This is a genomic window from Undibacterium sp. WLX3042, from assembly GCF_049544825.1.
Classification (GTDB): Bacteria; Pseudomonadota; Gammaproteobacteria; order Burkholderiales; family Burkholderiaceae_D; genus Undibacterium.
Window position 1 is genome coordinate 2,548,389 of the sequence record NZ_CP186698.1, and the last position, 13,067, is coordinate 2,561,455.

At 47.6% G+C, this 13,067-nt stretch carries 10 protein-coding genes and 2 pseudogenes; 3 read left to right on the forward strand and 9 right to left on the reverse strand.

Features of this window, described 5'->3' with window-relative positions; all coding sequences use genetic code 11:
- Positions 1–230: 230 nt before the first annotated feature.
- From feoB to ACPAOP_RS11555, 3 genes are all read right to left on the reverse strand, one after another.
- Positions 231–2,120 (reverse strand): ferrous iron transporter B, encoded by a 1,890-nt coding sequence (gene feoB / locus ACPAOP_RS11545; protein WP_423708112.1) that lies wholly within the window; start codon positions 2,118–2,120, stop codon positions 231–233.
- Positions 2,117–2,410 carry a FeoA family protein gene (locus tag ACPAOP_RS11550; protein ID WP_423679567.1) on the reverse strand — a complete coding sequence of 98 codons (294 nt, stop codon included), beginning with the start codon at positions 2,408–2,410 and terminating at the stop codon, positions 2,117–2,119. Before ACPAOP_RS11550 ends, feoB begins: the two co-directional genes overlap by 4 nt.
- Before the next feature lie 186 nt (positions 2,411–2,596).
- Positions 2,597–3,667 carry a DNA-binding protein gene (locus ACPAOP_RS11555; RefSeq protein WP_423708113.1) on the reverse strand — a complete coding sequence of 357 codons (1,071 nt, stop codon included), beginning with the start codon at positions 3,665–3,667 and terminating at the stop codon, positions 2,597–2,599.
- A gap of 540 nt (positions 3,668–4,207) precedes the next feature.
- On the opposite strand from ACPAOP_RS11555, the gene ACPAOP_RS11560 reads away from it, so the two are divergent.
- Together ACPAOP_RS11560 and ACPAOP_RS11565 are read left to right on the forward strand one after the other, a co-directional pair.
- Positions 4,208–4,861, forward strand: a complete 654-nt coding sequence (locus tag ACPAOP_RS11560) for a site-specific integrase (RefSeq protein WP_423710012.1) — start codon at positions 4,208–4,210, stop codon at positions 4,859–4,861.
- Positions 4,862–5,048: 187 nt separating this feature from the next.
- A complete protein-coding gene (locus ACPAOP_RS11565) occupies positions 5,049–6,692 on the forward strand; it encodes a Na+/H+ antiporter (RefSeq protein ID WP_423679570.1) in 1,644 nt (547 codons plus the stop codon).
- Positions 6,693–7,117: 425 nt separating this feature from the next.
- Here the strand turns inward: ACPAOP_RS11565 and ACPAOP_RS11570 are convergent, their stop codons facing one another.
- The 6 genes and pseudogenes from ACPAOP_RS11570 to ACPAOP_RS11595 all read right to left on the reverse strand — a co-directional run.
- A complete protein-coding gene (locus ACPAOP_RS11570; RefSeq protein ID WP_423708114.1) occupies positions 7,118–8,485 on the reverse strand; it encodes an MFS transporter in 1,368 nt (455 codons plus the stop codon).
- Positions 8,486–8,611: 126 nt separating this feature from the next.
- Entirely contained in the window at positions 8,612–9,394 is a 783-nt protein-coding gene (gene pcaD, locus ACPAOP_RS11575; RefSeq protein ID WP_423708115.1) for a 3-oxoadipate enol-lactonase, read from the reverse strand.
- A 34-nt stretch (positions 9,395–9,428) separates the two neighbouring features.
- Positions 9,429–10,631, reverse strand: coding sequence for a 3-oxoadipyl-CoA thiolase (pcaF, locus tag ACPAOP_RS11580; protein ID WP_423679572.1), 1,203 nt, complete (start codon positions 10,629–10,631; stop codon positions 9,429–9,431).
- Between the two features lie 65 nt (positions 10,632–10,696).
- Complete coding sequence (locus tag ACPAOP_RS11585; protein WP_423679573.1) at positions 10,697–11,350, reverse strand: 3-oxoacid CoA-transferase subunit B; 654 nt, start codon at positions 11,348–11,350, stop codon at positions 10,697–10,699.
- Between the two features lie 24 nt (positions 11,351–11,374).
- Positions 11,375–12,034, reverse strand: a complete 660-nt coding sequence (locus tag ACPAOP_RS11590; protein WP_423708117.1) for a 3-oxoacid CoA-transferase subunit A — start codon at positions 12,032–12,034, stop codon at positions 11,375–11,377.
- Positions 12,035–12,069: 35 nt separating this feature from the next.
- Positions 12,070–12,822: pseudogene (locus tag ACPAOP_RS11595) on the reverse strand (benzoate/H(+) symporter BenE family transporter); the annotation flags it as partial.
- On the opposite strand from ACPAOP_RS11595, the pseudogene ACPAOP_RS11600 reads away from it, so the two are divergent.
- Positions 12,821–13,060 (forward strand): annotated as a pseudogene (locus ACPAOP_RS11600) (coniferyl aldehyde dehydrogenase); the annotation flags it as partial. The pseudogenes ACPAOP_RS11595 and ACPAOP_RS11600 sit on opposite strands and share 2 nt — an antisense overlap.
- Between the last annotated feature and the right edge of the window lie 7 nt (positions 13,061–13,067).

Genomic DNA, 13,067 nt, shown 5'->3' on the forward strand with positions numbered 1-13,067 from the left:
GTGCTGGCTCAATTGTGTGGGTTGCGATGTTTCATCGCAACTATTACACGATGAAGAGCAAGAGCTGGCGCAGTTTTTCACCGCTACTTCAAAATGACTTGCTAATTTCGGATGGCGCTTATTCAGTTTAAACTGTATTTTTTTTCTGACAGACGCGGGCATCCATTTCAACAGAAGATAAACAGATGCACCGAATAAAATCAGAAAAGTGATTGCCGTTTGTGTCATGATTATGCCCCCGTAAAATAGAGTGCCACGCGGTAGGTAATAAAAGATGCGATATAGGCGAGGCCAAATAGATATGCCGCCATCAGCAACGGATAGCGCAAGGTATTCGTTTCACGCTTTACCACACTCAGCGTTGCGATGCACTGCGGAGCGAACACATACCAGGCTAGCAAGGATAAAGCGGTGGGCAGACTCCACGACTGCGCGATAAGCGGTTCCAGCATACTGTTCAGATCGTCACCAGATTGCGACAGTGCATAGACGGTTCCAAGCGCTGCAACGGCCACTTCACGTGCCGCAAGCCCGGGAACCAGCGCGATACAAATTTGCCAGTTAAATCCGATGGGGGCAAAAATGAATTCAAGCAAACGTCCGAGGTGACCAGCTATGCTGTAATAAATCGGTGGTTGAGTTGCATTTTCAGGAGCGCCGGGGAAGCTGCTGAGAAACCACAATAAAATCATCAGTGCCAGAATGATGGTGCCGACGCGGGTAGTAAAGATTTTTACCCGCTCCCACAGACCTAACAATAAATTCCGTGCGTTCGGCAGGCGATAATCAGGTAACTCGAGCATGAGCGAATGCAGTCCTGCTTTGCCCCATTGATATTTAAAAAACAGAGCGACGAGCATGGCGGAGAAAATGCCTGCAATATACAAGCTGAATAAGACCAAACCTTGCAGGCTTAATACGCCGAATACTGTTTTTTCAGGGATAAACGCTGCGATAATCAGCGCATAAACTGGTAGACGCGCAGAACATGTCATTAAGGGCGCGATCATGATAGTCACCAGACGATCGCGTGGATTTTGTATCGTGCGGGTCGCCATGATGCCCGGGATTGCGCATGCAAAACTCGATAATAAAGGAATGAAAGCACGACCGGATAAGCCGACTTTTCCCATTACCCTGTCGAGTAAGAACGCTGCGCGTGGCAGATATCCTGAGTCTTCCATCACAAGAATAAAGAAAAACAGAATAACAATCTGTGGCAGAAAGACCAGAACACTGCCAGCGCCACCGATGACTCCTTTAACCAGCAATTCTTGCAGCATTCCTGCCGGTAAAGAAGATTCAACCAGACTACCCAGACCTTCCATTGTTGATTTAATTAATTCCATTGGTAATTGCGCCCAGGCAAACACTGCCTGAAATACAAGAAACATCAGGCTGGCAAAAATCAGTGGACCAAAAAACGGATGCAATATCCAGCGGTCGATACGATAGCTGAGCGGCGCTTCCTCATTGCCGATATTTTTTATTTGCTGCACGCATTCTGCGACCAAAACATTAACGGCTTGTTGAACTTCTTCCGGTAACAGTGTCGCAACTGCCTCAGAACTCGGGACTGTATTTGCTGTGTCTAAATACTGAGCAAGTGTTTCCAATTGACGAAGCAGGGCGTCTACGCCTTCGGTGTCAACGGCTATAGTCTCAACGACAGGGATATTCAGTGCTGTGGCAAGCGCATTGATATCAATGTGGATCTGACGTTTTTTCGCCAGGTCCATCATATTGACTGCGAGTATCAGTGGTAAGCCCAGATTCTTAAGCTCAAAAGCAAGCCGTAGACCACGCTTAAGGTTGGTTGCATCGACAACACACAGAACTGCATCGGGCAGTACTTCGCCGGAACGCTGGCCTTTGACAACTTCTTCCGTAATTTTTTCATCTGGTGTGATCGCATTCAGACTGTAGGTACCGGGAAGATCCAGAACACTCCAGTAGCGACCGTTTGGCGCAGTGAAATGACCTTCTTTGCGTTCTATAGTCACACCCGCATAGTTTGCTACTTTTTGTCTGGCACCGGTAAGCCGGTTAAACAGAGCCGTTTTACCGCAATTCGGGTTGCCCACTAATGCAATACGATGTGGCTTTAATTGATTCGTCATTGCGCTGCTTCCATTTTGCTGACGCCTATCAGGCTTGCTTCGAAATTCCGGAGTGCAAAAGTGGATTCTCCAACGCGAACAGCAATTGGTTCACCACCAAAGTAACCTTTGTGTAATATCTTAATCTTTTCGCCATGAACGAAACCCAGCTCTTTCAGACGACGTGTAATATCCGTGGCGGGAATCAGATTGTTCTGCGATGGCTGAAACAGATCGGTCACGATGGCAGTATCGCCAACACGCAGGTGATCCAATGTGATCGGGGAGGGGGTTACGGACGAACTGCTCATGGTGAACCAGACGGTGATAGATGTGAAGTGACTCTAAATGATAATGAGAATATATATCAATATCACCGACTGCACAATGATTCTTCGTCGTAGCAGAGGTAAGCCTATTGACCTTAATTAAGTGATTTGGGGATCGCACGCTCAGTGTCAATAGTCCGGCATATCTGGCTGGTGGTCTTTCGTATCTTATTTCCTGTAATTTTCTCGCACTGATTGCGCATCCTGGCTCTCTTTAATTGATTCCTGTTTTATTCTGACATTAATCAGCTCTGATATTAACTCCTGTTTCTCTTCTTCAATTTGCTTTACTTTCATTTCTGACTGTTTCAACTGATCGTTCAGCATTTCTTGTAATTTTTCCGATACTGCAGTAGATGTGATCAGACGCTGAGACTCAAGCTGACATTCTGTGAGATCTTTTTTGAGATCAAAGTTTTCTTGTTTTAATTCCTGACATAAAAATTCCGCCTGATATAGTTTGATTTGAATCGCTTCGAGATCTTCTTTGCGCTTCTGTGCATTATTGGCAATTTCAGTATTAATTAATACTAATTGCTGAATCTCTGCTTCTTGCTTTGCCTGCGTATTTTCCTGTGCCTGATTAGTTTTTCTGGCGAGCTGCAGTTCGTTTTCCATTTGTGTGAGGCGGCTTTGATAAGCCTTCCTGTCTTCGGAGCGTTGATTGGCTGTCGCAGTCTGGAAATGTTCGAATTGGTGCTGTATTGCCTCATTTTTTTGCTTTAGCTCTTTGACTTCCTGAGTTCTGTCTGCAAGTCGTAGCGATAGGCCATCTTTTTCGCTTTGCAGGCTCCCGAGTTTAAGTTGTAAAGATAGGTATGCCTCTTCGGTTGATTGCAATTTTGCATTGTTGGCTGCAAGCTGCCCTTCCAATGCGGCTTTGCTGGTAGTCAGTGACTGTATTTCTTTGGCCAGTGTTTCCTGCTGATTTTTTGCTGCGCAAATCAGCTCATTATGTTTTGCTGTCATTGCTGCGATTTCCTGCTCGAGGTCACTTTGCATTAGCGTGTAAACACCTCGCACTGCATTCAGGATCGATTCTGGCAGCCCGGCACCTGCTGCCTGGACCTCATTATGATGTTCCTCTTTCCACTGTTTAAGCATCGGCGCGATCGTACTTTTGCTGCCCGTGTCTCCCATCATTTTTCGTACGTTATCGACGGTTATCGACTGTCCTTTGGCTGCGACCTCATTAGCGGCTCGCGCAACATCAGAATAAAGAATTCCAGATCTGGCCATAGATTACCTCAATAAAATAATAAATTACGTATTACGTAATATTACGATAAAAATTGAATTTATTTATTTTTATTTTTTAATTTATAAGTGTCGATAATGTATATTATCGAATGTTATTTTCGATCAAAAATACGTTTCTCTTATCCTCTGTTACGAAATATGAATCCGGCTCCAATAAAGAAAAATCGGTTAACGAGTGAAAATTACACTTCAGACTGCAATGAGCCTGAAACGCTGGCGTTAACTCTTTCCCGTGTGCTTTCGCCAGTCTCTCAGCAGCAAGTTGAGGCATTCTTAGCTGCGGCTACTTCAGAAAATACGCGCCGCGCGTATCGGTCGGCGATCAGACATTTTTTAGCGTGGGGCGGACTGTTGCCGGCTGATGAAACCGGTCTTATACGCTATCTGGCAGAGCATGCAGGGTCTCTGAATCCTCGCACATTATCTTTGCGTCTTACTGCCTTATCTCAGTGGCATCAACATCAGGGTTTTTCTGATCCTTGCGCGTCCCCCAATGTCAGAAAAATCCTGACTGGTATTATGCGGGTTCATGCAAAGCCCAAAAAAAAGGCGAGGGCGTTACTTATCGAAGATCTGGAGCGCATTGTGCGTTATCTGTCATCTCAGCCTGATATAAAAGCAATACGTAACAGTGCGTTGCTACAGATCGCCTTTTTTGGCGGTTTCCGACGTTCGGAATTGGTGAGCTTGCAATGTGAGTACGTGAAATGGGAGTCTGAGGGAGTCTCCCTTTTGCTGCCGCGCTCCAAGACAGATCAGGCCGGGGAGGGAGTGCTGAAAGCAATTCCTTATGGTGATGACAGTTGTTGTCCTGCGACTGCGTTACAGCGATGGCTCAAGGTTTCGGGCATCGATACCGGAGCAATCTTCAGGCGGATAGATCAATGGAAACGTATAGGAGAGCAGGCGTTGCATCCTAACAGCGTGAATAAAATACTCGCTGAATGTGCTGCGGCAGCGGGTCTGGATTATGTGCCGGAATTCAGTAGTCACAGCCTGCGTCGTGGTATGGCTACCAGCGCTTACCGCGCGGGTGCGAGTTTCAGGGACATTAAACGACAGGGCGGATGGCGCTTTGATGGTACCGTGCAGGGGTATATTGAAGATGCAGATCAGTTTAAAGAAAACGCCATGCAGAGTTTATTGCGAACAAAAAACAAGTCTGCGCAATAACGGTTGCGAATGGAATTGATCTGGCAGCGCTATATTTGACGTTCCTCATTGCTTTGCCTCTTTCAGCTTGTAAATTGCGTCAATAAATTGCCGTAATTGCTGTTATCACCCGCAAATGACAGTCGCTCTTCTGCTATGATGACCGGGATGCTGTCCTGGTCTGGGAGGCAATTTTTCCGGTTGAACGATGCAAATAATTACAATGGTTTTGATTTTGCTGCTTGCTGTTACTGTAAGCGGCTTTATTGTCAGATTGTCTCCCGTAGCATTGCCGTTACCGCTGATCCAGATTGCCACTGGCGCCATCATAGCCTCATTTTCCCCGTTTGATGTTTCTCTGGATCCATCTATCTTCTTTCTTTTGTTCATCCCACCCCTATTATTTCTGGATGGCTGGCGTATTCCCAAAGAGGCATTTTTTCTGGATATGAAACCGATACTGATGCTGGCTATCGGACTGGTTATTGTGACGGTGGTCGGTGTAGGGTTTCTGATCGACTGGCTGATTCCGGCAATTCCTCTACCTGTTGCGTTTGCGCTTGCAGCAATCTTATCCCCGACAGATCCTGTCGCTGTTTCCGCGATTGCGTCGAAAACGCCTATACCACCAAGACTGATGCACATTCTTGAGGGAGAATCATTGTTAAATGATGCTTCTGGACTTGTTTGCTTCCGTTTTGCCGTTTTAGCAGCGCTGACCGGCAGTTTTTCTCTGGTAAAAGCATCCTGGACTTTTGTATTGGTTGCCGGTGGCGGTGCTTTGATAGGGGTTGTTCTCACCTATGTGATCAATCTGGCAAATCGCTGGCTGATACGACAAACTGGTGAAGAACCCGGTGTCCAGATTATGATCAGTTTGCTGATCCCGTTTGCTGCCTATCTGGCTGCTGAGCATCTCAATGTCTCAGGAATTCTTGCTGCAGTGACAGCAGGAGTCACGATGCATTACTCCGATCTGACAGGACATACGCTGGCGGCAACACGAATGCAAAGACGTACGGTGTGGGATACCGTACAGATGATTTTAAATGGCATCATGTTTATGCTGTTGGGCCTGCAATTACCCCGAATACTCGAAAGCATAGAAGAGATTGCGATCGATACAGGAATAGCGAGCCTTGCACATTTAACCGCCTATATCGTTTGTATCACTTTTGCGCTGACTGCCTTGCGGTTACTATGGGTTTGGGCTTCTTTGAAGCTGACATTATTTGGCAGAAAAGGTAATGTCGTAGATAAAAAGTCGTTTCCTAGATTATTACTGGTCACTGCATTTGCCGGAGTGCGCGGTGCAATTACGCTGGCGGGTATCCTGACATTGCCGCTGACCATGTTGGACGGAAAGGAGTTTCCCGCCCGCGACCTGGTGATTTTCCTGGCAATGGGCGTTATTTTGCTTTCGTTGATAGTTGCCAGTATGGCATTGCCGGTTCTCGCTGCCGGCTTTGAATTTTCTGAACCTGCGGTTCAGATTAATAAGGAAACGATTGCTCGTAATGCTGCCGCGTCGGCCGCAATCAGGCGTGTTGAAGATTTGTATCGGCGGATTCCCGATGATCAGCCGGAAAGTCTGGTGCAGATGGAGGCCGCAATGCACGTCATTGAATTATACCGACGCCGTTTAGCGCATGGATTAAGACGGAGCGGAACATCGCATCATATTCGTGAGTTAGATATAGAGCGACAAATGCGAATTGAAGCATTACGCGCAGAGCGTGATCAACTTTATCAATTACGTTTAAACCGGCAACTGGATGACGTATTGCATCGCCAGTTGGTACATGAAATTGATCTGATAGAAACTGCGCTGACAAAACAAAAACAACACTAGCTATGTGAGATTTTCATCTCTATCGGTGGTGAAGCTTTGGTTTTTGCCATTTCTCTGAATAAAGATCGCAGGCAAAAAAATAGCCCGCATAAGGCGGGCTTAAATCCAAACCTTGGTGGTATTGGAGGAGACAGGAGTAACTTTACTGCATCGCAGCAAATATGAACAATCACATTTTCAGATATCGATTATTCATTGGGTTAATAACTTGATGCTTTCGCCAGAAATTTAAGGTAACTTTTTATTTCGCATAATTTATATTATGTAAAATAAAACCATTCAAAATAAGTGCTTCGAAATCCCGTTCTCTCTCAGCGATGAAATTATTGTTATCATAGTTATTAGCTATTGATGTTGAAAACACTGCATCCCTTATTATTTGTGTACGGGATACAGTGTTTCGCAGATAATTTTTATCTGATCCGTCAGACCGATTTTTCAGGAATGACTTTGGGATTGGAGGCAGAGTTCAGCACTTGTTCTACAACATGGCTGGAATTATTTTTACCGGCCATCGATATGGCGATGCAGGCGATTGCACCTGGTATCGCAAACATGTAGAAGTTAAATTCCAGCGGTAAGTTCATACTTAGTAAGATACCACCCAGAATCGGCCCTAAAATCGCCCCGCTTCTGCCCACGCCGGATGCCCAGCCGATGCCAGTGGAACGGATACGCAAGGGATAGTATTGGGCGACGAAGGCGTACAGCAAAATTTGTGATCCTATCGTCGTCGCTCCTGCGATTGCAACCAGCAGATTCAGTATCAGCGTATTACTTTTTATTCCCAGCAGACTGATCGAGCATGCTGCGATGATGAAGAACAGTGACAGTACGCGACGCGGAGGAAATTTATCTGCCAGCCAGCCTCCGCCGACTGCACCAACAATCGCACCTATGTTCAAAACCATCAGGAACATCAGACTTGATCCTATCGGGTAACCAGCTTTATTCATCAGTTTGGGAAGCCATGAACCAAGCGCATACACCATCAGCAGACACATGAAAAATGAGATCCAGAACATGAATGTCGTCAGCATGCGGCCATCTTTAAATAAAGCGAGTAAAGGCCCCTGAGCTGAGTTGTTTCCAGTTGCATACTGATATTGCGTATTGTTTTCCGGTGTGTAGTCAGGATCGATACGAGACAAGACTTTGCTCATTTTTTTGTTGTCCCCGGAACGCAGTAAAAATGCGGGCGAGTCCGGCAGAAAATACAAGATCAGCGGCAACAAAATTAAAGGAATAATCGCCACAAAGAACACTGCGGACCAGCCATAGGCAGGAATGAGCCAGATACCAAGACCTGCTGACAACATACCGCCCACGGAATAGCCGCTGAACATGATCGTGACCAGCAAACTGCGGATTTTTTTAGGTGAGTATTCTGTCATCAGTGCGACGACATTCGGCATCACGCCGCCAATCCCCAGGCCGGCGATAAAACGGCAAATGGCGAATTCACTGACATTGCTGGCAAAGCCATTAATGAAGGTGAACAGACTGAACAGCACGACGCAAATGGCGATGACTTTTTTTCGTCCTATTTTGTCTGATAACGGGCCAAAGAACATGGCACCGAACATCATACCGAACAATGCATAGCTGCCCATCGTCCCAGCCTGCATCGGCGTCAGGTTCCAGTCCGCAATCAGCTTGGGTAAGACTACGCCGTAAATGACCAGGTCGTAACCGTCAAAAATGATGACCAGGGCACACCAGAATAACAATACCCAGTGAAAGCGATTAAATTTCGCCTCATCGATGATTTTATGAACATCTGTTTGTTTCATGATTCAAGTCTCCAGATTTATTTATTCATTATTTTTAAATTTTGGGTGTAACAGACCTCCCGCTATGGGTAATAGCGGTTCAGATCAGTTGGTTTTCTTTAGATAACCAGAGGGATACTCTGACCTTTAAGAAATGCGAAGAAAGCTAAGCAGCGCCTTGGTAAAGGCTTGTTCGGCTTCGATGTTCGAGATGTGTGATGCGGCTAGCACCACGGTATGTGAGTGAGGGATTTTTTGCTGCATAAAAGTAGCATCAGCTACTGTCGTTACAGGGTCATATTCACCAGCGACGATCATAGTAGTATTGGCGATCGCGCTGATCTGGTCGCGTAAATCGGCATCAGCCAGCGCTTCACAACAGCTCGCATAGCCTTCTGCGCTCTCCCCTGCCAGATGATCTGACAGCGCTGTCACGGCAGCCGATTGTTGTTCTATGAATGCAGGGCTGAACCAGCGTGAGGCGGCTGTATCGGCAAGACTTTGCAGACCATTCGCACGCACCGCTGCGGCGCGACTGAGCCAGGCTTCACTGTTACCGACTTTGGCTGCTGTGTTTGCCAGCACCAGACTGTTGATGCGGTTGCCAGCGTTGATCCCCAGCCATTGACCAGTGACGCCACCCATAGACAAACCGCAGAAATGAGCTTGATCGATGTGTAAAAAATCAAGCAGAGCGATGACATCTCGTCCCAGTTGCTCCAACTGATACGGGCCGGCCGGGCTGGCGGATTTTCCGTGACCGCGTGTGTCATAACGAATAACATGAAACGCTTTACTCAACGCATCAGCCTGCGCCTGCCACATGCTGTGATCGCTACCCAGCGAGTTGGAAAACACAATGGCTGGATGAGATGGATTACCTTGGGTGACATAAAAAATGTCAGTGCCGTTGACGTGGGCGATGGGCATACATTACCTTTGAATGTCGAAGTGATCTTGAGTCTTAGACGCGTTCTATGATCATGGCGATGCCTTGTCCGACGCCGATGCACATACTGCATAAAGCGTAGCGTCCCTTAGTACGGTGTAGCTGATACATTGCGGTCGTTACCAGACGTGCACCAGATGCACCTAATGGATGACCTAATGCAATTGCGCCGCCATTAGGATTGACGTGCGCCGCGTTATCCGGCAAACCCAGATCACGTGTGACTGCCAGCGCCTGTGCTGCAAATGCTTCATTCAGTTCAATCACATCCATCTGGTCCAATGAGAGATTTGCTTTTGCCAGCACTTTCCGGATTGCCGGCGCCGGGCCAAACCCCATGATGCGCGGTGCTACCCCGGCAGACGCTACTGCAATGATGCGCGCTTTAGGTGTCAGGCCGAATTGCGTAATTCCTGTATCCGAAGCCAGTAACAATGCACAAGCGCCATCGTTCACACCGGAAGCATTTCCCGCGGTGACAGAGCCATCTATACGCACCACACCTTTCAGTTTTGCCAATGCCTCCAGGCTGGTCACACGCGGATGTTCATCCTGACTGAAAATAAGGGGATCGCCTTTACGTTGTTGCAAGGTGACCGGAATAATTTCTTCTTCAAATATGCCATTTTTCTGTGCCTGTGCTGTGCGCAGCTGGCTCGACAGCGCAAACATATCCTGATCGTTACGTGAAATGCCGAATTCTTCCGCGACGTTTTCTGCGGTTTCCGGCATGGAATCAACACCATACAGGGACTTCATCAAGGGATTGATGAAACGCCAGCCTATGGTGGTATCTTCTATTTTCGCTGCACGCGAAAAGGCACTGTCGGCCTTACCCATCACGAAAGGCGCGCGCGACATACTTTCGACGCCGCCGGCGATCATCAGGTCACAACTATCGCTCTTTAATGCATTCGCTGCCACACCCAGCGCATCCAGACTGGAACCGCATAAACGGTTGATCGTGCTGCCTGGCACTTCCACCGGTAAGCCCGCTAACAAGCTCGCCATACGTGCGACATTGCGGTTGTCTTCGCCGGCCTGATTAGCGCAGCCGTAGATCACATCATCCACCCTGCCCCAGTCCAGAGACGGGTGGCGATTGATCAGCGCCTTAATCGGCAGCGCTGCCAGATCATCTGTTCTGACACCTGACAAAGCACCACCATAGCGGCCAAACGGGGTACGTACTGCATCGCAAATAAACGCGTTTTTCATCATCTCTCCATCATCCCGGAAACCAACCAGGTCATTTTATTTATATTATTTACCGGTAATAAGTATTAAGCGTAGATCCCGTTAATCAGCACTGCTGATGTCAGTTTCTGCAACTCTTCAAATAACAAACCCGGAACCACTTCACGCACGACCAGACCATCTTCCGTCACATCAATAACCGCAAGGTCAGTATAAATCCGGTCAACACAGCCGATTCCCGTCAAAGGATAGCTGCAGCGTTCTACAATTTTGGATTCACCTGATTTGGTCAGATGGTCCATCGTCACAAATACTTTCTTCGCACCGATAGCCAGATCCATTGCACCGCCGACCGCAGGAATGGCATCGGGCTCACCAGTATGCCAGTTTGCCAGATCGCCGTTGGCAGCAACCTGGAATGCGCCGAGTACACAAATATCTATATGTCCGCCGCGCATCATCGTGAATGAATCGCCGTGATGAAAAAAACAGCCACCGGTCAGTAAGGTGATATATTCTTTGCCAGCATTGATCAGTTCAGGATCACGCTGTTCCGGTGCTGGAGCGGGCCCCATACCAAGTACGCCGTTTTCGCTATGCAGGAAAATTTCTTTATCTTTTTCGAGATAATTAGCGATTTTTGTCGGTAAGCCAATGCCCAGATTCACGTAAGCACCTTCTGGGATATCCTTTGCGACGCGTTGTGCAATCTGATCTCTGGTTAAGCGTTGGTAAGTCATAAAATCATTCCTTGGTCAAAGAGTTCATTGCGTCACGACGTGCTGGACAAAAATACCCGGAGTAATAATATTCTCGGGATCCAGCTCCCCCAGCGGGACGATTTTGCTTACTTGTGCAATCGTGCAGGTCGCCGCCATTGCCATGATGGGGCCAAAGTTGCGCGCGATTTTCCGGTATACCAGATTGCCCCAGCGGTCACCCATGTGTGCCTTGATCAGGGCGACATCGGCAAAAATCGGATATTCGAGCACATAGTCTTTGCCGTTGATGTGACGGGTTTCTTTGCCCTCTGCCAGCAACGTGCCATAACCTGTCGGCGTGAAAATCGCTCCCAGACCGGATCCGGCTGCCTGTATGCGGGCAGCCGGATTACCTTGCGGTACCAGTTCAAGCTCAATTTTTTTTGCGTGATAGAGTTTGTCAAACTCATAAGAGTCTGACTGACGAGGAAACGAACAGATAATTTTTCTGACACGCCCAGCCTTCAGCAAAGCAGCCAGACCGATATCACCGTTGCCGGCATTATTATTCACGATGGTCAGTTCTTTCGCACCATGTGCAATCAATGCATCGATCAGTTCAGCAGGCTGACCCGCGGTTCCAAAGCCGCCAATCATAACGGTCGCGCCATCCTTGATCTGAGCGATGGCATCTGCCATCGAAGTCGACGTCTTATCTATCATGCTTAAACCTTTACAAAAATTATGAGTCGTGTGTTTCAGATATTGGATTTCTGCCGTTGCTGATTCAGAACCAGATAGGCAAACCCACCAATGACGATGCCCCAGAAAGCTGACCCAAGACCAGAAAATGTCATACCAGAAGCCGTGGCCAGAAACGTGATCATCGATGCCTCCCTGTGTTCTTCTTCCTGCACAACAGCCAGTACATTGGTCGTGATTGCGCCCAGCAGAGCAAGACCTGCCAGCACAGCAACAAATTCTTTGGGCAAACTGGTAAAGAGGGCGACGATTGTTCCTGCCATCAATCCGCCGATCAGATAGAAAACACCGTTAGCAATACCAGCGATGTAGCGACGATCTGCGTCTTCATGCGCATCTTTTCCGATACACAAAGCCGCAGTAATAGCAGCAATCACAATCGTGATTCCACCGAAAAATGCAACTAATAGCGAAGCGAAGCCCGTCACTGCGAGGATGGGTTTGGCAGGTGTCTGATAACCGGATAATTTCAGAATCGCCATGCCTGGTAAAAACTGTCCGGTCAGGCTGACAATGATTAAGGGTATCGTAAAGCTCAGCGTTGATTGCCAGGTCCATTCGGGCGCAGTCCAAACCGGTGTTGTGACATGTAACTCCACCGTGCTCAGATTAAGCACGCCTGTCAGCATCGCAATCAGTGCGCCAATGAGCAGTACCAGTACGATTGCGTAACGAGGCAATATCTTACGAAAAACGATATATGTCACGATCATGATTACGGCCAACAATGGCAACACCACAATCGATTTAATATCGGGTGGCGTTACGATCAACGATTGTCTCTGGCATCTCGGGCAGGAAGCACAGCCTTTTGGTGGCGTTGGCGCCAGTGGCACGGGCGCCTATCACGGAGAATGGGGCTTCCGCACGCTGAGTAAAGAAAAACCGGTTTTTTTTCAAAGCAGGTTGAACGGTATTTTCTTATTTCGCCCACCTTACGGTAAAACCTTCGCACGTATGCTGAAGTTGCTGAAAGTAATTTCCTGAATGCCTG